This window comes from Klebsiella sp. GG_Kp173, assembly GCF_040062415.1.
Taxonomy (GTDB): Bacteria; Pseudomonadota; Gammaproteobacteria; order Enterobacterales; family Enterobacteriaceae; genus Klebsiella; species Klebsiella quasipneumoniae.
The window spans coordinates 86,421-104,702 of record NZ_JBEAFZ010000077.1; the positions used below are offsets into that span (position 1 = coordinate 86,421).

Here is an 18,282-nt window from a genome sequence, read left to right on the forward strand (position 1 = left end):
CTCCCCGACGTTTGTTTAACGTAAGGAGAGGTGAATCAGGCGGGGTAACTTAGCGGGCAGCCTCGTAGATACGGCGGCTGACGTCCAGGGTGATATCCTGATGCTCGCCCAGTTTGGTCATGCCGTGCTCTTCCAGTTTCGCCAGCAGCGCCGGGATGGAGTTCCCGTCGAGACCGTAATCGTAAAGGCGGGTCGGCACGCCCATCTGCTCGAAGAACTGGCGCGTCGCAGCGATGGCGGCATCGATGCGCTGGTCGTCGGAGCCCTCGGTGATATGCCACACGCGCTCAGCATATTGCAGCAGCTTCTCGCGCTTGGTATCGCGTTTCTCATTCCACAGCGCCGGCAGAACGATAGCCAGCGTCTGGGCGTGATCGAGACCATGCATCGCCGTCAGTTCGTGGCCAAGCATATGTGTTGCCCAGTCCTGCGGCACGCCAGCGCCGATCAGGCCGTTCAGCGCCTGGGTCGCGGCCCACATAATGTTGGCGCGCACGTTATAATTTTCCGGCTCCTGCAGCGCTTTTGGACCATCCTCGATCAGGGTCAGGAGAATGCCTTCGGCGAAGCGGTCCTGAATTTTGCCGTCAACCGGGTAGGTGACGTACTGTTCGACGGTATGGACGAAGGCGTCAACCACGCCGTTGGCGACCTGGCGCGGCGGCAGGGTATAGGTGTAGACCGGGTCGAGGATCGCGAACTGCGGCTGAACGTGCGAAGACATAAACGCGCGTTTGTCGCCGGTAGTTTTCCGCGAAATCACCGCCCCTTTGTTTGATTCAGAACCGGTCGCCGGCAGAGTGAGAACCGAGCCCATTGGAATGGCGCTGGCGATCTTACTGCCATAGGTTTCCAGAATTTCCCACGGATCAATGTTGGCGTCATAGTGGGCTGCTGCCGCGATAAATTTAGTGCCATCCAGCACCGAACCGCCGCCGACCGCCAGCAGGAAAGTGACCTTCTCTTCGCGGGCGAGCTTCACCGCATTCATCAGGGTTTCGTAAGACGGGTTCGGCTCGATGCCGCCAAATTCAAGGACGTCCAGGCCATTCAGGGCGGTCAGTACCTGATCCAGGACGCCCGTTTTTTTCACGCTGCCGCCGCCGTAGGTGATCAGTACGCGAGCTTCCGCCGGGATCTGTTCACGCAGCTTTTCAATCGCGCCTTTGCCAAACAGAATGCGGGTTGGGGTATGCAGGTCAAAATTATTCATTGCTTGGGTCCTCCAAAGAGTAAAACTGCCGACAGGGACGATACCGCTGCCCGATGACGGTTATTGTGGTCCTCGCGCCGTTGCCCCTCAATGCACATTTCTGCCTATGTCTTGCCTATTTCTCCATATGGCTGGAGAATCCGCGGCGACCTTCGCACAATATATAGGTGAAGAAACATCGGGAGAGACGGTGGCAATGCAACACGCAGAGATATGTCGGACACTGACAGAGAAGGTTAACCAGCTGAAAGATAAGCAAGAAATGTTAAGTTCGCTGCTACCTGACGTTCGGCTGCTGTACGGGACGCAGCCGGGACCGCGGATGCCGGTGATGTACCAGCCGGGGATCGTTTTTCTCTTTTCTGGCCATAAAATTGGTTATATCAATGAGCGGACGTTTCGCTACGATACAAACGAATATCTACTGCTGACCGTACCGCTGCCCTTCGAGTGCGAAACCTTTGCGACCCCGGAGGTGCCCCTGGCCGGGATGCGCCTGAACGTCGATATCCTGCAGCTGCAGGAGCTGCTGATGGACATTGGCGAGGATCCGCTGTTTCAGCCCGCCGTTGCCTCCAGCGGGATAAACTCCGCAGTGCTTTCGGAGGACATCTTGTGCGCTGCTGAACGGCTGCTCGACGTGATGGAACGGCCGTTGGACGCGCGGATCCTTGGCAAGCAGATCGTCCGTGAAATCCTCTACTATGTGCTGACGGGACCCTGCGGCGGCGCGCTGCTGGCGCTGGTCAGCCGGCAGACCCACTTCAGCCTGATTAGCCGCGTGCTCAAGCATATCGAGAGTCAGTACACCGAAAACCTCAGCGTCGATCGGCTGGCGGCCGAAGCGAATATGAGCGTGTCGGCGTTTCACCATAATTTTAAAGCGGTGACCAGCACTTCGCCGCTGCAGTATCTGAAAACCTACCGTTTGCACAAGGCGCGCATGCTGATGATCCATGACGGCATGAAGGCCAGCGCGGCGGCGATACAGGTGGGCTATGAAAGTCCTTCCCAGTTCAGCCGCGAGTTTAAGCGCTACTTCGGGATGACGCCCGGGGAAGACGCCGCGCGTATTCGTATGATGCAGGGGATGTAAAACCGGGGGAGGGAGCAGGCCGGGCGGGCGCAGCCCCCCCGGCAGTCAACGTCAGGCGCTGCAGTATTTCTTTTTGATCACCACGAACAGCGTGCCGAGCAGGCCAGCCAGCAGTAGGGCAATTGGCAGGATCATCAGGCAGGTCATCACCTGATCTTCATGACGTTTCACGAACGGGATCATGCTCAGCGCATAGCCGAGGCCCGTGACCACGCCGACCCACAGCAGGGCGCTCAGCCAGTTGAAGAACTGGAAGCGGCGGTTCGGCAGACCGGAAATCCCCGCCATGGTTGGCAGCAGGGTACGGACAAAGGCCAGAAAGCGGCCCGCGAGCAGCGCCAGCAGACCGTGGCGGTCAAACATGCAGGTGGCGCGCTGATGGTACTTATGCGGCAGGTGCGCCAGCCAGCCTTTCACCGTTTGCGTATTGCCCAGCCAGCGCCCCTGTACATAGCTCAGCCAGCAGCCGAGGCTGGCGGCGGCGGTCAGAATGGCGATAGTGGGCACAAAGTCCATGACGCCTTTAGCAATCAGCGCGCCGGCGAGCAGCAGCAGGCTGTCTCCAGGTAAAAAGGAGGCAGGCAGCAGCCCGTTTTCCAGAAACAGGGTCGCGAACATAACCAGATATACAACGCCCACAACATGAGGGTTCGCCAGTGCGGCAAAATCATGTTGCCACAGCGCGGCGACAATCTCTTGAATGACAACCATGGACTTTCCTAAGTGGTACCGTATTGTTGACTAGTGTACTCCTGAAGAGACCCGAGCACCTTGATCCCGGGCGCAACAAAAGCGGCCGCTCCGATAAAAAGCGTCCGCTATTGTTGCCACTGACTGTCACTTTACACGATACGCGCGAAGCCCGCTGCTAAATCCGCCTGCAGATCGTCAACATTTTCGAGACCAATGTGCAAACGGATCAGCGTGCCGCTGAAGTCGACTTCTGCATCCGGTCGGATGTGAGCGATTTGCTCCGGCTGATTGGCCAGTATCAGCGATTCAAAGCCGCCCCACGAGTAGGCCATGCTGAACAGGCTGAAGTTGTCGAGATACTCTGCCAGCTCAGCGTCGTTGAGACGCTTGTTGAGCACAAACGAGAACAGCCCGCTGCTGCCGGTAAAATCGCGTTTCCAGAACTCATGGCCTTTACTGCCGGGCAGGGCGGGGTGGTTGACCCGCGCCACCTGCGGATGCTGCGCCAGCCACTCGGCGATGCGCAGGCTGCTTTCATGATGCTGACGCAGGCGGACGCCCAGCGTGCGCAGGCCGCGGCTGGTCATATAGGCGGTATCGGCGTCCAGCATTTGCCCCATCAGATAGGCATTCTCACGCAGCTGCGGCCAGCAGCGCGCGTTCGCCACCGCGGTGCCGACCATGGCGTCGGAGTGGCCGATCAGGTATTTGGTGCCTGCCTGGATGGAAATATCAATGCCAAAATCCAGCGCTTTGAACAGGATCCCCGCCGCCCAGGTGTTATCGATCATGATAATCGCTTCCGGCGCGACCTGACGCACGGCGGCGACAATCGCTGGCACATCATGCACTTCCATGGTGATGGAGCCGGGCGATTCCAGGAACACCACGCGGGTCTCCGGCCGAATAAGTTGGGCAATATCAGCGCCGATTAAGGGATCGAACCAGCTGGTGGTGACGCCGAGTTTAGCGAGAATTTTGGTACAAAAGTCCTGGCTTGGCTCATAGGCGGTATTGGTCATCAGCACATGGTCGCCCTGCTCGACAAACGCCAGGATAGTGTTGGCTACCGCGGCGGCGCCGCAGGGGAAGAGGGCGCAGCCGGCGCCACCTTCCAGCTCGCACATCGCTTCCTGCAGCGAGAAGTGGGTCAGGGTGCCGCGACGCCCGTAAAACAGCTCGCCGTTGGCCCGATTGCGAGTGGCGTGCTTTTTGGCCTCTACGGTGTCGAAAACCAGCGATGACGCGCGCTGGATCACGCTGTTCACTGAGCCCTGGGTGTACTTTTTGCTCCGCCCGGCGTTGACCAGCGCGGTATCAAGATGTTTATCAGCCATGTTGATGAACCTGTTTTTATACGTCTGGACGTCTAAACTAGCATGATTCTTCTTTTCTGTACCAGCGCGCTGCCGATACAGGCGAAAATTTTACCAGGCCCGCGGTTAGCCACTTTTTTACTGCGTAAGCGCAAGGAAAATAAACGTGATTTGCTGCACAGTGTAAATACTAATGAGAACCACTATCAATTCGATGTCGTTTTGATATTATTGAGGGCAGATTTTGTGATTATCGTCGTGGAGATAGAGCGTGGGTAATAATTTGATGCAGGCGGATCTCTCCGTTTGGGGTATGTATCATCATGCTGATATTGTCGTTAAGGTGGTGATGATTGGCCTGATTCTGGCGTCAGTCGTCACCTGGGCCATCTTCTTCGGCAAAGGGGCGGAAATCCTCGCCAGTAAGCGTCGCCTCAAACGCGAACAGCAGCAGCTGGCGGAAGCCCGCTCTCTCGATCAGGCCAGCGATATCGCCAGCGCCTTTGAGGCGAAAAGCCTCACCACCCAGCTTATCAATGAAGCGCAGAACGAACTCGAACTCTCCGCCGGCGCCGAAGACAATGAAGGCATCAAGGAACGAACCGGTTTCCGCCTTGAGCGCCGCGTCGCGGCCGTCGGTCGCCATATGGGGCGCGGCAACGGCTACCTGGCCACCATCGGCGCCATTTCGCCGTTCGTGGGCCTGTTCGGGACCGTCTGGGGCATCATGAACAGCTTTATCGGCATCGCTCAGACCCAGACCACCAACCTTGCGGTGGTGGCGCCGGGCATCGCGGAAGCGCTGCTGGCGACGGCCATCGGCCTGTTCGCCGCTATCCCGGCGGTGGTCATCTATAACATCTTCGCCCGCATGATCGGCAGCTATAAGGCCTCGCTCGGTGACGTCGCCGCTCAGGTCCTCCTGCTGCAAAGCCGCGACCTGGACCTCAGCGCCAGCGGCGTGAAGCCGGTGCGCAGCGCGCAGAAATTACGGGTAGGTTGATCGGCTATGGCGATGCGTCTTAATGAAAATCTGGACGATAACGGCGAAATGCATGAGATCAACGTGACGCCGTTTATCGACGTCATGCTGGTTCTGCTGATTATCTTTATGGTGGCCGCGCCGCTGGCGACGGTCGACGTGAAGGTGAATCTGCCGGCCTCCTCCAGCCAGCCGCAACCGCGACCGGAAAAACCTATCTACCTGTCGGTGAAGGCGGATAAGAGCATGTTCCTCGGCAACGACCCGGTGACCGAAGCGAATATGATTAACGCCCTGGATAGCCTGACCGCCGGCAAAAAAGATACCACCGTCTTCTTCCGCGCGGATAAAACCGTCGATTACGAGACGATGATGAAAGTGATGGATACCCTGCATCAGGCGGGATATCTCAAGATTGGGCTGGTGGGCGAAGAGACCGTCAAAGCCAAATAACCCGATGCTTTTCCTGAAAAGGCTGGCCGCGCGCCGGCCTTTTTTATTGTCGTCTGCCAGCGAAGTGTTGGCCTGGCGTTGCCATCACGTTATCTGTCTGGGATATAATGTCGCTTCTTTTTGTTAACTGACAGGATCTTATGGAACGCTTTCTGGAAAATGCTATGTACGCCTCGCGCTGGCTGCTGGCGCCGGTTTATTTTGGCCTCTCGCTCGGTCTGATTGCGCTGAACATCAAATTTTTTCAGGAGATCTTCCACATACTGCCGCATATTTTTAGCGTCAGTGAGTCGGATATGATTCTGACCCTGCTGTCGTTGGTGGATATGACCCTGGTGGGCGGTTTGCTGGTGATGGTGATGTTCTCTGGATATGAAAATTTTGTCTCGCAGCTGGATATTAACGAGGGTAAAGAAAAACTCAGTTGGCTGGGCAAAATGGACGCGACTTCGCTGAAAAATAAGGTTGCCGCCTCCATCGTGGCGATCTCCTCTATTCACCTGCTGCGGGTGTTTATGGATGCGAAAAACGTCCCGGACAATAAGCTGATGTGGTACGTGGTTATCCACCTGACCTTCGTGCTGTCGGCCTTTGTGATGGGCTACCTCGATCGTCTGACCAAAGTGAAACACTAATCCCTTCTCTCCCGGCGGTGGCAGCTGCCGGGCTTTTTTCTCCCCGTTTCTGCTTTACTGCGCTGGCGTATGTCCGGGCTTCTGCTTTGCTTAAAAGGCGATAAACAACGGAGGCAGGGTGATGACGCGATTAACGGCCAAAGATTTCCCGCAGCAGCTGCTTGAGTATTATGACTACTATGCCCACGGTAAAATCAGCAAACGCGAGTTTCTCCAGCTGGCGGGGAAATATGCCGTCGGCGGGATGACCGCGCTGGCGCTGTTTAATCTGCTGAAGCCCGACTATGCTCTGGCAGAGCAGGTACCGTTCACTGACCCGGATATCCGCCCGGAGTATATTCATTATCCCTCTCCTGACGGCCACGGCGAAGTGCGGGCTTACCTGGTGACGCCGACGAAAATAGCCGATAAAGCGCCCGCCGTTGTGGTGGTACATGAGAACCGCGGCCTGAATCCCTATATTGAAGACGTCGCCCGGCGGGTAGCGAAAGCGGGGTATATTGCGCTGGCGCCGGATGGCCTGAGCTCCGTCGGCGGCTATCCGGGGAATGATGATGAAGGCCGCGCGCTCCAGCAGAAAGTCGATACCGTGAAGCTGATGAATGATTTTTTTGCGGCGGTCGCGTTTATGGCGAAGCATCCGCAGGCGACGGGGAAGGTCGGTATCACCGGTTTTTGTTACGGCGGCGGCGTCAGCAACGCGGCGGCGGTTGCCATTCCGGAGCTGGCCTGCGCGGTGCCGTTTTACGGCCGCCAGCCGCCGCTGAAGGAGGTCGATAAAATTCAAGCGCCGCTGCTGCTGCACTATGCCGGCCTCGATAGCGGCATTAATGAAGGCTGGCCTGCCTATGAACAGGCGTTGAAGGAACACCATAAAGTCTACGAGGCCTATCTCTATCAGGGCGTGAATCACGGCTTTCATAATGATTCTACGCCGCGCTACGATCGGGCTGCGGCTGATCTGGCCTGGCAACGCACGCTGGCATGGTTTGATAAGTATTTACGCTAACGCAAACGTCATAAATAGCGCTACCGCTCGCTCAAAAAAACGCTATATAATTTATTATATAACGATTGGGAGAGCTTGATGGAAAATCATTTTGGCAAAGGCTTAATGGCGGGGCTACAGGCATCCTATGCTGATACCGCCGCGCATGCGGCGAATTTTTGCGCCGACTATAAACGCGGGTTTGTGCTTGGTTACTCGCACCGCATGTTTGAAAAAACCGGCGACCGCCAGCTCAGCGCGTGGGAGGCGGGGATCCTGACCCGTCGCTATGGCCTTGACAGAGATATGGTGATGGACTTCTTCAAAGAGAGTGGTTCCTCGACCGCGATGCGCTACTTTATGGCGGGCTATCGGCTGGAAAGCTAACAACCGGAGGCGGTTGCCTCCGGTGGGTCAGAGCGTTACGCCTGGCGCTTATCTTCCGTTTGGGTGTCAAAGTCGCGGGCGTCGTGGCGCTCATGCAGCTGCTCATTGAGCGGGCCGTTGGTGCGGTTCACGATGCGTCCCCGCTTGACCGCCGGGCGGTTGCCCACATCCTGCGCCCAGCGCAGCACGTTTTTATAGCTCCCGGCGTCGAGAAACTCCGCTGCGTTATAGACATTGCCCAGCACGACGTTGCCATACCACGGCCAGACAGCCATATCGGCGATGGTGTACTCCTCGCCGGCTACATAGCGACCGCGGGCGAGCTGTTTGTCCAGCACGTCGAGCTGGCGTTTGGCTTCCATCGTAAAGCGGTCGATCGCGTACTCGATCTTCACCGGCGCATAGTTATAGAAGTGGCCGAAGCCGCCGCCCAGGAAGGGCGCGGCGCCCTGCAGCCAGAATAGCCAGTTAAGGGTTTCAGTGCGGCCGGCAGGATCCTTCGGCAGGAAGAAACCAAATTTTTCCGCCAGGTAGAGAAGGATGTTGCCGGACTCGAATACCCGGGTCGGCGGCGTGGTGGAGTGATCGCTCAGCGCCGGGATCTTCGAGTTCGGGTTGATGTCGACAAAGCCGCTGGAAAACTGATCCCCTTCGCCAATGCGTATCAGCCAGGCGTCGTACTCCGCGCCGCTGACGCCTAACGCCAGCAGCTCCTCCAGCATGATCGTCACCTTCTGGCCGTTGGGCGTGCCGAGTGAGTATAGCTGGAGCGGATGGGTTCCCACCGGCAGGACGCGTTCATGAGTCGCGCCGGAAACGGGACGGTTGATGTTGGCGAACGCGCCGCCGCTGTTTTGCTTCCATTCCCACACTTTTGGTGGCTGGTAGTTTTGCTCTGACATGCTGGTTTGCCTTTTTCGTGGATGTACAAAAAGTGTAGCAGGTGACCTCAGGCCATAATCCGCGCGGCCCACACGCTGACATCATCGCCGCTGCCCAGATCCGGCTGCACCAGGCCATTGACCATAAAGGTCGGCGAGACATGGATGCCGTTCTGGCGGGCATATTTACTGTGCCATTTGATCACGTCCTGCAGCTCCGGGCGGGCAAAGGCGGCCCCCAGCAGCACGTGACTGTAGCGCTCAATGCGTTCAATGATTTGCTGCGGGGTGGCGTTCATGTTCGGCCCGCTGCAGTGATCGGTAAACTCAAACTCTTCCCGATGGTCTGCCACGGCCTGCATCACCTTATGCGCCTGCTCTCTGCCGTGCGGCAGGGTGGACGCGGCGAGGATGCAGCGGACAATCACCCCGGAGAACAGATGCCACGGCTGCGATTGCAGCCGTATCTTGATGGTGACGTTATCGGCGCCGACCTCATCGAGCAGATCGTCGAGTTTATTAAACGCGCGGACAGAGTAGGGGCAGGTGGGCTCAAGGAACACCTCAAACGTCCGCGGGCCGTGTCCCCAGACCAGCGGTTGGGCATTCAGATGCGAGGGTGTGCTCATTGTCGACTCCTGATGTTGCGTTGTTTTTTGTTATATCACCGATAACGATATCACTTCTGCTTCCGGCTGCAGGGTTATTTTCCTTAACGGCACGATTAGCGAAACGAATGAGTGGTATCATCGTTACACCTCTGTCTGGTAAGTGCCTGCGGCAGGATAAGAAGAGGGAGTTTTGTTTCGCCAACTGCCCGGGCTGCATTAATTTGAGGTCAGGCTAAATGAGCAAAGGATCGACAAGCAGTGACGCCCCGTTTGGGACATTGTTAGGCTACGCGCCCGGCGGCGTGGCAATTTATTCATCGAATTACAGTAGCTTAAATCCACAGGATTATCCGGATGACGCGACGTTTCGCAGCTACATCGGCAATGAGTATATGGGGCATAAATGGCAGTGCGTGGAGTTTGCGCGCCGCTTTCTGTTCCTGACCTACGGGTTTGTCTTTACCGATGTGGGGATGGCCTATGAAATCTTCTCCCTGCGCTTTCTGCGCGAAGTGGTCAATGACAACATTCTCCCGCTTCAGGCCTTCGCCAACGGCTCCCGTCGTCCGCCGATCGCTGGTTCGCTGCTGATCTGGCAGAAGGGCGGCGAGTTCAAGCACACCGGCCATGTCGCGGTGATCACCCAGCTTGTCGGCAATAAGGTGCGTATCGCCGAGCAGAACGTCATTCACTCGCCGCTGCCACAGGGCCAGCAGTGGACCCGAGAGCTGACCCTCGAGGTCAACGCCGGCCGGTACACCATCAAAGATACCTTTGCCGATACCGAAATTTTAGGCTGGATGATCCAGACCGCCGATACCGAACACAGCCTGCCGCAGCCGGTACTGCCGGGTGAGGCGATGGCGATCAAGGGCGCGCGGCTGCCGAATAACGGCCAGTTCCGCGGCAAATGGCTGAACGAGAAAGATCCGCTGCAGAAAGCCTACGTGGCGGCCAACGGCCATTTTATCAATCAGGATCCTTATCAGTATTTCACTATCAGCGAAAGCGCCGAACAGGAGCTGATTAAAGCCACCAACGAGCTGCACCTGATGTATCTGCACGCCACCGATAAGGTGATGAAGGATGATAACCTGCTGGCGCTGTTCGATATCCCGAAAATCCTCTGGCCGCGTTTGCGTCTCTCCTGGCAGCGCCGGCGTCATCATATGATCACCGGGCGCATGGATTTTTGCATGGACGAGCGCGGGCTGAAGGTATACGAGTACAATGCCGACTCCGCCTCCTGCCATACCGAAGGCGGGCTGATCCTCGAGCAGTGGTTGAAGCAGGGCTACTATGGCACTGGTCACAATCCGGCGGAAGGTCTGCTCGATGAGCTGGCGGGAGCGTGGAAACACAGCCGGGCGCGGCCTTTCGTGCACATCATGCAGGACAAGGATCTGGAAGAGAATTACCACGCGAAGTTTATCCAGCGTTCGCTGACCCAGGCCGGTTTCGAGAGCAAAATTCTCTTTGGCCTCGATGAACTGCGCTGGGATGCGGCCGGCCAGCTGATCGACGCCGACGGGCGGCTGGTCAACTGCGTCTGGAAAACCTGGGCGTGGGAAACCGCCATTGAGCAGGTGCGCGAAGTCAGCGCCGATGAGTACGCGGCGGTGCCGATTCGTACCGGGCATCCACAGAATGAGGTGCGACTGATTGACGTCCTGCTGCGTCCTGAAGTATTGGTATTCGAACCCCTGTGGACGGTGATCCCGGGCAACAAAGCGATCCTGCCGGTGCTGTGGTCGCTGTTCCCGCATCATCGCTATCTGCTGGATACCGATTTTGTGGTTAACGACGAGCTGGCGAAAACCGGCTATGCCGTGAAGCCTATTTCCGGGCGCTGCGGGAACAATATCGACCTGATCGGGCCTCAGGATGAGGTTCTGGATAAGACCAGCGGCCAGTTTGTCGATCGCAAGAATATCTACCAGCAGCTGTGGTGCCTGCCGAAAGTGGACGGTAAGTACATTCAGGTGTGCACATTTACCGTCGGCGGTAACTACGGCGGTACCTGCCTGCGCGGCGATTCGTCGCTGGTGGTGAAAAAAGAGAGCGACATAGAGCCGCTGATCGTATTGAAAGACAAAGCGTGACGTGCTGACCCCGGATAGCGGCTCCTGCCCTGTCCGGGGAGAGCGCAGAGACACGAACAAGGATAGCCCGGACTGGTAAGCGCCGCCGGGGAACACCTGCAATAAAGCCAAGATAATTAACACAACAACAAGACAGAAAAGGAAAATAGTATGCACGATCGGCGTCTCGCCGCCCGCGCGGGTGAACTCAAGCCCTCCGCCGTCCGCGAACTTCTCAAGCACAGTAAACTGCCGGGCGTGATCTCGCTTGGCGGCGGCATTCCGGCCCCGGAACTGTTTGATACCGAAGGCCTGGAGCTGGCGGTGCAGAAGGTGATGAGCGAGCGTTTTCATGACGCATTTCAGTACGGTCTGACGGAAGGCTACCCGCCGCTGCGTCAGGCGGTGAGTGAAATCTGCCACTCCCGTGGCGTGACCTGTTCAGCCGCTCAGGTCTATATCACCTCCGGCTCCCAGCAATCGCTGGATATCGTTGCCCGCACGCTGCTCGATCCAGGCGATACTATCATCGTTGAGCGACCCACCTATCTGGCGGCGCTGCAGGTGTTTCAGCTGGCGCAGGCCAATATTCTCAGCGTCGATACCGATGATGACGGGATGCTGGTGGAGCAGCTGGCTGACCTGCTGGAGACCACCCGCGTCAAAGCCGTCTACCTGGTGCCGACGTTCGGCAACCCCGGCGGTAAAACGCTGAGCGAGGCGCGTCGTCGCCGGCTGGTCGAGCTGGCGAAAAAATATGACTTCGTCATTCTGGAAGACGATCCCTACGGTGAAATTAGCTTTACTGACGCCGTGCGACGTCCGCTCTATCAGCACGCCGTTGAGCTGGGCTGTGAAGATCAAGTGGTTTACACCTCGACGTTTTCAAAGATCCTCGCGCCAGGGATGCGTATCGGCTGGATCGTCATGCCGGACTGGCTGGCGCAGCAGACGGTGATTGTGAAGCAGGCGGCGGATCTGCATACCAATATGCTGTCGCAGGTGATCACCGCGGAATACCTCAGTCTGAACCGGCTGGATAACCAGATTGCGTTGATTCGCGAAGACTATCGCAAGAAGTGCGTGGCGCTGGCCGATGCGCTGGAAAGCCGCCTTGGCGAGCACCTGGAATTCAGCCGCCCGCAGGGGGGGATGTTCCTGTGGGCGCGTTTCCGCTATCCGTTCGATACCATGGCATGGATGAAGAAAACGCTGGAAAACGGCGTGGTATACGTTCCGGGGGAAGCGTTTTATCACGATAATCCGGATACCCGTACCCTGCGTCTTTCCTACTCAACGGTGTCGGAAGCCGGGCTGCTGACCGCCGTTGAGCGGCTGGCGGCCTCCCTGTAACGGTCCTGCTGTGCGCCGCTTAGCGGCGGCGCATCCTCTTCGCTTCAATAGCGAGAGGGAGTGACGCTAGCGTTCAGCGCTGGGATCACTCCGTATCGACGATGCGATCATCCAGCCAGACCAACATCAGCGCTGCGAGAAAAGCCACCGCAAAGGTACCAATAAACAACCACATAGATGTCCCTCGCGGGTTAATTATTTTGCTGATTTTACCGGAGAACGATCGTTTCGGTCGGAGATGGAGATTTTTGTCCCAGCCGAATGGCTGGCGAGAGAGAAAAAGTCATCGGCATCAATATCGAAGTTAAGAATAATTTCCCTGTATTCCCCACCGTTAATTAACGCTTTGGCTTCTTTAACACTACTGGCAATAATGACAGGCATCAGTTTTATCTCATTTTGAAAACTGAGAAGCAAAATAAGAGTTAGTTCGTACCAGATCAACTACTTTTTATCGTATACGACTGCAGAAAAAAACGTCCTCCTGTGGCTCGGTGATAGAGGAGGATTTTGTGACAGCGATCCGCTCGTCAACAGCGGGATCTTATCGGGCGCTGTGACGGGCTGCGGTTTCGCCAGCCCGCCGGGATTATTTACCCTGCTGTTTTGCTCGTAATATCTCGCCACAGCGCTGCTGGTCCTGACGCAGCGCCTGCTGTTCCTGCGGGCTGAGCTGATGCCAGGTGTCCAGCATCCGCTGCCCCAGCGCCGGCAGGTAATGTGCTTTATGCAGCGCGTAGTCAGAATTCCCCCCCTCGACGATGTTTTGCATATCGTGGAGGAACTGGCGGCTGTCGTCATGATCGATCACGCAAAATACCGCCCGGTAGTAAGCTTCGTCTTCCTCGGTGTAATGCGGAGTGAACCACCAGACCAGCAGCACGGTAAGCGCCAGCAGCGGGATAATAAAGGATAATTTTTTCAACATCAGTTTTTCGGCCGGAGACAATCAGCCGTCAGTGTACCTGCAACGACGGCCTGATGTAAGCGCCGGCCCCGGCGGGCCGGCACTGGCTAGTAGCCGACCGGGTAGATGCGGCCGGTTTGCACCCCTTCAATGCTGCGGCGATAGGCCTGTGCTACGGCGGCGGCGGGAACGCTGGGAAAGCCCGGGAAAAAGTCGCCGTAGGCCGCCAGCGACTCGCTGAGCACGGTGGGGCTGATGAGATTGATGCGGATCCCGCGCGGCAGTTCGCAGGCGGCGGCCCGCACAAAGCCTTCCAGACCGGCGTTGACCGTCGTGGCATTGACGCCCTGAGCAATCGGCTCCTGCGCGACAATGCCGCTGACCAGGGTAATCGACCCGCCGTCGCGCAGGAAATGCTGGCCGACCAGCGCCAGGCGAATTTGCCCCAGCAGTTTGTCCTGCAGACCGAGGTTGAACTGGCTGTCGGTCATGGTGCTTAACGGCCCAAAGTGCAGATTACCGGTGGTGGAGACGATGGCGTCTACTTCGCCGGTCTGCGCAAACAGCGCCTCGACGCTCTCCTGCGAGGTGATATCCACCTGATAATCCCCCCGGGTGCGGCCGACGCGGATAACGTCATGTCTCTGGCTCAGTTCTTCGCTGACCGCGCGACCAATGGTGCCGCTGGCACCGACAACGATAATTTTCATGGCAGACTCCTGATGAGGTGAGAGGCTATTCTTTAATAAAACGGATATCGGATAAACTGGCTAAAAGTTAGAACATTACTAACCAGAGGTTAGCAATATGGATAAGCTGCGAGGGATGGAGACGTTTATTGCCGTGGTGGAGTGCGGCAGCTTTACCGGGGCGGCGTCGCGCCTGGGGCTGTCGGCGGTGATGGTCGGGAAATATATCGCCCAGCTGGAAACCCAGCTGGCGACGCGCCTGCTGGAGCGTAACACCCGACGCCAGAGCCTCACCGACGCCGGGCGGGTCTATTTTGACGAAGCGAAACGGGTGATGGAGCAGGTCTCCATCGCCGAAAGCGCCGTTGAGCGGCTGCGGCTGGCGCCCGCCGGCACTCTGCGGGTGAGCGCGCCCACCTCGTTCGGCGCCAGCGTGATTGCGCCCCTGACCGCCACCTTTCTGCAAGCCTGGCCAGCGGTCCGAGTGGAACTGGATCTGACCAACCGGATGGTCGATCTGGTAGATGAAGGTTTCGACCTGGCGATCCGCATTGGCGAGATCCATCAGGAGGATCTGGTGGCCCGCTATCTGGCGCCCTATCGGATGGTGATCTGCGCCGCGCCGGCTTATCTGGCGCGTTACGGAATGCCAGGGAGGCCGGAAGATCTCGCCGATCATCTCTGCCTGTCCCATACGGTCTGGACCGCCCGCAACGAGTGGCGGCTGCCGGGCATGGAGGGGGAAGTGCGCTGGAAGCGCGATGCGGTTTTGCGCTGTAACGATGGCTATGCGCTGCGCCAGGCGGCGATCGCCGGGGCTGGGCTGCTGATGCAGCCGGAGGTACTGCTGGCCGATGCGCTGGCCAGCGGCAGCCTGGTGCGGGTGCTGGAGGCGTGGACCCCACAGCCGAGGCCCGTGCATCTGCTCTGGCGCCAGGATCGCCGGCCCCTGCCGAAGTTGACGCAGTTTATCGCCCACCTTCAGCAGGGAATGCCTGACGCGCTGGCGACGACCCGCGCGTCGGAATAATCACTCCTCCCGAAGCGCCTGCTGCCAGTCGGCAATCAGATCGTGAGGATCTTCGATCCCGACCGACAGGCGGATCAGCTGCGGCGTGATGCCGTTCGCCAGGCGCTTCTCCAGCGGGATCGAGGCATGGGTCATGCTGAAGGGCTGGCTCACCAGGCTCTCGACGCCGCCCAGACTCTCCGCAAGGGTGAACCAGCGCAGCTTGCTGATGATGCGTTCGGCGTAACCGTCATCGCCTTTCACCACTACCGAAATCATGCCGCCGGGCAGGGCCATTTGCCGGCGCGCAAGCTGATGGTGCGGGTGCGAGGCCAGCCAGGGGAACCAGACGCGCTCCACTTCCGGCTGCTGTTCCAGCCATTCGGCGAGCTGCAGCGCGTTCGCGCTATGACGCTCCATCCGCAGCGCCAGGGTGCGGATGCCGCGTAGCGTCAGGAAGCTGCTGAACGGGTCGAGTACGCCGCCTACCGCATTCTGCAGGTAGCCAAGCTTCTCCGCGAGCGCGGCGTTATCGCCGACCACCGCCAGGCCGGCGACGACATCGGAATGGCCATTGAGGTACTTAGTCGCGGAGTGGACCACAATATCAAACCCGTGCTCCAGCGGGCGATGGATCGCCGGCGAGGCGAAAGTGTTATCGGCGACGCTGATCAGGTTATGGCGGCGCGCGATAGCGGCGATAGCGCTGAGATCCGCCAGCTTCAGCAGCGGGTTGGTGGGCGTTTCCACCCAGATCATGCGCGTATCGGGGCGGATCGCCGCTTCAATTCCCGCCAGGTCGTCGGGTTTCACCCAGCTCACCTGCAGACCAGCGCTACGGCGGCGTACGTTTTCCAGCAGGCGGTAAGTGCCGCCATACACATCATCGACCGCCACCAGGTGACTGTCCTTATCCAGCAGCTCCAGCACGGTGGCGATGGCGGCCAGCCCGGAGGCGAACGCGTAGCCGCGCGTACCGTTTTCCAGGTCGGCGATCGCCGTCTCCAGCGCATGGCGGGTAGGATTCCCGCTGCGGGAATATTCATAGCCGGTATGCTGCCCCGGCGCCGGCTGAGCGAAAGTGGAGGTGGCATAAATAGGCGGCATCACTGCGCCGTGGCTGTCGGTGAAGGTTCCGCTATGTACGCTCAGGGTGTGGATAGATGACATAAAAAATTCCTTATTGTGCTACTCGGTTACGCCAGGCGGTCAGTACATCGCTGCGGGTGACCAGGCCAAGAAAACGCGCGTTGTCAGCGATCACCGCCACCAGACCGCGATCGAGAATGGCCTGCAGTTCGCTCTCTGGCGCACGCTTATCGAGAGTTTCAACATGGCGGCTCATCGCTTCGCTGACCGGCAGGGAGAAGCGTTGGCGATCGCCCTGTACGTGGCGGATCAAATCCCACTCATCGACGATGCCGACCACGCGGCCATCCTCCAGAACCGGCAGTTGGGAGATGTCATACAGCCGCATGCGGGTAAAGACCGCGGCCAGGGTGTCGTCCGGCGCGGCCGTGACGGTAGCGCCTTCGTCATGGCGCAGGGCGATAAAATCACTGAGATCGCCCTGTTCGGGGCGGGCGATTAGCCCTTGCTGGCGCATCCAGTCGTCGTTGAACATTTTTGACAGGTATTTATTGCCGCTGTCGCAGGCGAAGGTCACCACCCGCTTCGGACGGCTTTGCGCCCGGCAGTAGCGCAGCGCGGCGCTGAGCAGGGTGCCGGTGGAGGATCCGGCCAGCACACCTTCGACCAGCAGCAGCTGGCGCGCGGTGTGGAACGCTTCGCGGTCGCTGATGCGATAGGCGGTATGCACCCCCTCCAGCCTGGCCAGCGGCGGGATGAAATCTTCTCCAATCCCTTCGACCAGCCAGGATCCCGTTTCGCCGTAGCGTCCGGTATCAACCTGATCGGCAAGGATCGAGCCCGCCGGATCGGCGAGGATAAATTCCGTTTTCGGCGAGTGTTCTGCAAACCAGGCCTGAAGCCCGCCCAGCGTGCCGCCAGAGCCAACGCCGACCACGATGGCGTCGATGTCGCCCTCCAGCTGCTGGAAAAGTTCTGGCGCGGTGGAGGTCGCGTGCGCCAGCGGATTAGCGTCGTTGTTAAACTGGTCGATATAAAAAGCCCCCGGCGTTTCATCGGCAAGGCGGCGGGCATAATCCTGGTAATAGGCCGGGTGACCTTTATTGACGTCGGAACGGGTGAGCAGCACCGTCGCGCCCAGCGCCCGCAGGTGAAAGATTTTCTCGCGGCTCATTTTGTCCGGCACCACCAGGATCAGGCGGTAATTTTTCTGCGCCGCGATCAGCGCCAGGCCGAGGCCGGTATTGCCGGCAGTGGCTTCGATAATTGTCCCGCCGGGCGCCAGTTTGCCCTGGCGCTCGGCTTCGTTAATCATCGACAGCGCAACCCGATCTTTAATTGATCCGCCCGGGTTCTGATTTTCCAGTTTTAAAAACAGACTGCAGGGCCCGGTATCCAGTTTGTGCAACTGGAGCAGGGGAGTATGACCGATCAGGTCGCTCACGGAATGAAACAGTGACATAACCATTTACCCACTCGTTTAAGATATTTTTGCATGGTAGGGCTGTGAAATCGGTAATTTAAAGAACATTTCTCTGTCATTTAGCGCAAAATGGAATATAAGATGCTGTTCAGCCATCCGGAGGGAAAGCAGGGTAGCCGCCTGGGCGGATCGATTGCCAGAAAAGGGCGTTATTAGCCGCTTTTAACGACAGAATGGCGATTTGAATCAGCGGGTTATCTGATATTTGAAAATGTATTTGCGAAAAGATTCTATGGGGAGAGGCGGTCTGCGCTGGCCGTTAAGTGGCAGCTGGCTCACCAGGAGAAAAGTGCAGCAGAGAATCACGGGTTAGCGATGTTCGATGAAGAGTCCGGCTACAGAAACGCAAAAACCCGCCTTTTGGGCGGGTTCTTTAAATAGTGGTGCCCGGACTCGGACTAACGCCGCAGGCGTTG

The 18,282-nt window shown here is 58.2% G+C and carries 20 protein-coding genes; 10 read left to right on the top strand and 10 right to left on the bottom strand.

Annotated features, from left to right (window positions below; translation table 11 throughout):
• Window positions 1–49: 49 nt before the first annotated feature.
• Window positions 50–1,213: an alcohol dehydrogenase gene (yqhD, locus tag ABLU50_RS16725; RefSeq protein WP_087833150.1), complete on the bottom strand. Its 1,164-nt coding sequence runs from the start codon at window positions 1,211–1,213 to the stop codon at window positions 50–52.
• 196 nt (window positions 1,214–1,409) lie between these two features.
• Between yqhD and ABLU50_RS16730 the strand changes: the two genes are divergently transcribed.
• Window positions 1,410–2,309, top strand: coding sequence for an AraC family transcriptional regulator (locus tag ABLU50_RS16730; RefSeq protein WP_017899753.1), 900 nt, complete (start codon window positions 1,410–1,412; stop codon window positions 2,307–2,309).
• Between the two features lie 51 nt (window positions 2,310–2,360).
• On the opposite strand, the gene yghB is transcribed toward ABLU50_RS16730, so the two are convergent.
• Both yghB and metC read right to left on the bottom strand, forming a co-directional pair.
• Entirely contained in the window at window positions 2,361–3,020 is a 660-nt protein-coding gene (gene yghB, locus ABLU50_RS16735) for a DedA family general envelope maintenance protein YghB (protein ID WP_004205217.1), read from the bottom strand.
• Window positions 3,021–3,151: 131 nt separating this feature from the next.
• Entirely contained in the window at window positions 3,152–4,339 is a 1,188-nt protein-coding gene (gene metC / locus ABLU50_RS16740; protein ID WP_004205213.1) for a cystathionine beta-lyase, read from the bottom strand.
• Between the two features lie 250 nt (window positions 4,340–4,589).
• Here metC and exbB point away from each other — a divergent pair, with 250 nt between their 5' ends.
• The 5 genes from exbB (at window position 4,590) to ABLU50_RS16765 (ending at window position 7,763) form a co-directional block, all read left to right on the top strand.
• On the top strand, window positions 4,590–5,321 hold the full coding sequence (gene exbB / locus ABLU50_RS16745) for a tol-pal system-associated acyl-CoA thioesterase (protein ID WP_004174395.1): 732 nt from the start codon (window positions 4,590–4,592) through the stop codon (window positions 5,319–5,321).
• A gap of 6 nt (window positions 5,322–5,327) precedes the next feature.
• Complete coding sequence (exbD, locus tag ABLU50_RS16750; RefSeq protein ID WP_002916785.1) at window positions 5,328–5,753, top strand: TonB system transport protein ExbD; 426 nt, start codon at window positions 5,328–5,330, stop codon at window positions 5,751–5,753.
• Window positions 5,754–5,893: 140 nt separating this feature from the next.
• Complete coding sequence (locus tag ABLU50_RS16755) at window positions 5,894–6,388, top strand: TIGR00645 family protein (protein ID WP_087833148.1); 495 nt, start codon at window positions 5,894–5,896, stop codon at window positions 6,386–6,388.
• 121 nt (window positions 6,389–6,509) lie between these two features.
• The gene (yghX, locus tag ABLU50_RS16760) at window positions 6,510–7,397 is read left to right on the top strand and encodes a YghX family hydrolase (protein WP_057212943.1); all 888 of its coding nucleotides are present in this window, start codon (window positions 6,510–6,512) and stop codon (window positions 7,395–7,397) included.
• A 78-nt stretch (window positions 7,398–7,475) separates the two neighbouring features.
• Window positions 7,476–7,763: a DUF2623 family protein gene (locus tag ABLU50_RS16765; protein WP_004205207.1), complete on the top strand. Its 288-nt coding sequence runs from the start codon at window positions 7,476–7,478 to the stop codon at window positions 7,761–7,763.
• Window positions 7,764–7,798: 35 nt separating this feature from the next.
• On the opposite strand, the gene yghU is transcribed toward ABLU50_RS16765, so the two are convergent.
• On the bottom strand, window positions 7,799–8,665 hold the full coding sequence (gene yghU / locus ABLU50_RS16770; protein WP_008806496.1) for a glutathione-dependent disulfide-bond oxidoreductase: 867 nt from the start codon (window positions 8,663–8,665) through the stop codon (window positions 7,799–7,801).
• 47 nt (window positions 8,666–8,712) lie between these two features.
• A complete protein-coding gene (locus ABLU50_RS16775) occupies window positions 8,713–9,273 on the bottom strand; it encodes a thioredoxin domain-containing protein (RefSeq protein WP_004150918.1) in 561 nt (186 codons plus the stop codon).
• Between the two features lie 34 nt (window positions 9,274–9,307).
• On the opposite strand from ABLU50_RS16775, the gene ABLU50_RS16780 reads away from it, so the two are divergent.
• From ABLU50_RS16780 to ABLU50_RS16790, 3 genes are all read left to right on the top strand, one after another.
• Window positions 9,308–9,415, top strand: coding sequence for a hypothetical protein (locus ABLU50_RS16780; RefSeq protein ID WP_032426103.1), 108 nt, complete (start codon window positions 9,308–9,310; stop codon window positions 9,413–9,415).
• A 76-nt stretch (window positions 9,416–9,491) separates the two neighbouring features.
• Window positions 9,492–11,357 (top strand): bifunctional glutathionylspermidine amidase/synthase, encoded by a 1,866-nt coding sequence (gss, locus tag ABLU50_RS16785; protein ID WP_004205206.1) that lies wholly within the window; start codon window positions 9,492–9,494, stop codon window positions 11,355–11,357.
• A 150-nt stretch (window positions 11,358–11,507) separates the two neighbouring features.
• Window positions 11,508–12,689, top strand: coding sequence for a PLP-dependent aminotransferase family protein (locus ABLU50_RS16790; protein WP_323083822.1), 1,182 nt, complete (start codon window positions 11,508–11,510; stop codon window positions 12,687–12,689).
• A 195-nt stretch (window positions 12,690–12,884) separates the two neighbouring features.
• On the opposite strand, the gene ABLU50_RS16795 is transcribed toward ABLU50_RS16790, so the two are convergent.
• The 3 genes from ABLU50_RS16795 to ABLU50_RS16805 all read right to left on the bottom strand — a co-directional run bounded on the left by ABLU50_RS16795 (window position 12,885) and on the right by ABLU50_RS16805 (window position 14,306).
• A complete protein-coding gene (locus tag ABLU50_RS16795) occupies window positions 12,885–13,073 on the bottom strand; it encodes a hypothetical protein (protein ID WP_004205204.1) in 189 nt (62 codons plus the stop codon).
• A 205-nt stretch (window positions 13,074–13,278) separates the two neighbouring features.
• The gene (locus ABLU50_RS16800) at window positions 13,279–13,617 is read right to left on the bottom strand and encodes a hypothetical protein (RefSeq protein WP_087833195.1); all 339 of its coding nucleotides are present in this window, start codon (window positions 13,615–13,617) and stop codon (window positions 13,279–13,281) included.
• An 86-nt stretch (window positions 13,618–13,703) separates the two neighbouring features.
• Window positions 13,704–14,306 (bottom strand): short chain dehydrogenase, encoded by a 603-nt coding sequence (locus tag ABLU50_RS16805; protein ID WP_087833147.1) that lies wholly within the window; start codon window positions 14,304–14,306, stop codon window positions 13,704–13,706.
• A 97-nt stretch (window positions 14,307–14,403) separates the two neighbouring features.
• On the opposite strand from ABLU50_RS16805, the gene ABLU50_RS16810 reads away from it, so the two are divergent.
• Window positions 14,404–15,315, top strand: coding sequence for a LysR family transcriptional regulator (locus ABLU50_RS16810; RefSeq protein ID WP_087833146.1), 912 nt, complete (start codon window positions 14,404–14,406; stop codon window positions 15,313–15,315).
• On the opposite strand, the gene ABLU50_RS16815 is transcribed toward ABLU50_RS16810, so the two are convergent.
• Together ABLU50_RS16815 and ABLU50_RS16820 are read right to left on the bottom strand one after the other, a co-directional pair.
• Window positions 15,316–16,464: a PLP-dependent aspartate aminotransferase family protein gene (locus ABLU50_RS16815; protein ID WP_004205199.1), complete on the bottom strand. Its 1,149-nt coding sequence runs from the start codon at window positions 16,462–16,464 to the stop codon at window positions 15,316–15,318. It abuts the gene before it with no gap.
• Between the two features lie 10 nt (window positions 16,465–16,474).
• On the bottom strand, window positions 16,475–17,851 hold the full coding sequence (locus ABLU50_RS16820) for a cystathionine beta-synthase (protein WP_072206921.1): 1,377 nt from the start codon (window positions 17,849–17,851) through the stop codon (window positions 16,475–16,477).
• Window positions 17,852–18,282 lie beyond the last annotated feature (431 nt).

Coding starts and splice junctions, on each gene's coding strand:
- yqhD (WP_087833150.1), bottom strand. CDS start 1,213: ATGAATAATTTTGACCTGCATACCCCAACCCGCATTCTGTTTGGCAAA.
- ABLU50_RS16730 (WP_017899753.1), top strand. CDS start 1,410: ATGCAACACGCAGAGATATGTCGGACACTGACAGAGAAGGTTAACCAG.
- yghB (WP_004205217.1), bottom strand. CDS start 3,020: ATGGTTGTCATTCAAGAGATTGTCGCCGCGCTGTGGCAACATGATTTT.
- metC (WP_004205213.1), bottom strand. CDS start 4,339: ATGGCTGATAAACATCTTGATACCGCGCTGGTCAACGCCGGGCGGAGC.
- exbD (WP_002916785.1), top strand. CDS start 5,328: ATGGCGATGCGTCTTAATGAAAATCTGGACGATAACGGCGAAATGCAT.
- ABLU50_RS16755 (WP_087833148.1), top strand. CDS start 5,894: ATGGAACGCTTTCTGGAAAATGCTATGTACGCCTCGCGCTGGCTGCTG.
- yghX (WP_057212943.1), top strand. CDS start 6,510: ATGACGCGATTAACGGCCAAAGATTTCCCGCAGCAGCTGCTTGAGTAT.
- ABLU50_RS16765 (WP_004205207.1), top strand. CDS start 7,476: ATGGAAAATCATTTTGGCAAAGGCTTAATGGCGGGGCTACAGGCATCC.
- yghU (WP_008806496.1), bottom strand. CDS start 8,665: ATGTCAGAGCAAAACTACCAGCCACCAAAAGTGTGGGAATGGAAGCAA.
- ABLU50_RS16775 (WP_004150918.1), bottom strand. CDS start 9,273: ATGAGCACACCCTCGCATCTGAATGCCCAACCGCTGGTCTGGGGACAC.
- gss (WP_004205206.1), top strand. CDS start 9,492: ATGAGCAAAGGATCGACAAGCAGTGACGCCCCGTTTGGGACATTGTTA.
- ABLU50_RS16790 (WP_323083822.1), top strand. CDS start 11,508: ATGCACGATCGGCGTCTCGCCGCCCGCGCGGGTGAACTCAAGCCCTCC.
- ABLU50_RS16795 (WP_004205204.1), bottom strand. CDS start 13,073: ATGCCTGTCATTATTGCCAGTAGTGTTAAAGAAGCCAAAGCGTTAATT.
- ABLU50_RS16800 (WP_087833195.1), bottom strand. CDS start 13,617: ATGTTGAAAAAATTATCCTTTATTATCCCGCTGCTGGCGCTTACCGTG.
- ABLU50_RS16805 (WP_087833147.1), bottom strand. CDS start 14,306: ATGAAAATTATCGTTGTCGGTGCCAGCGGCACCATTGGTCGCGCGGTC.
- ABLU50_RS16810 (WP_087833146.1), top strand. CDS start 14,404: ATGGATAAGCTGCGAGGGATGGAGACGTTTATTGCCGTGGTGGAGTGC.
- ABLU50_RS16815 (WP_004205199.1), bottom strand. CDS start 16,464: ATGTCATCTATCCACACCCTGAGCGTACATAGCGGAACCTTCACCGAC.
- ABLU50_RS16820 (WP_072206921.1), bottom strand. CDS start 17,851: ATGGTTATGTCACTGTTTCATTCCGTGAGCGACCTGATCGGTCATACT.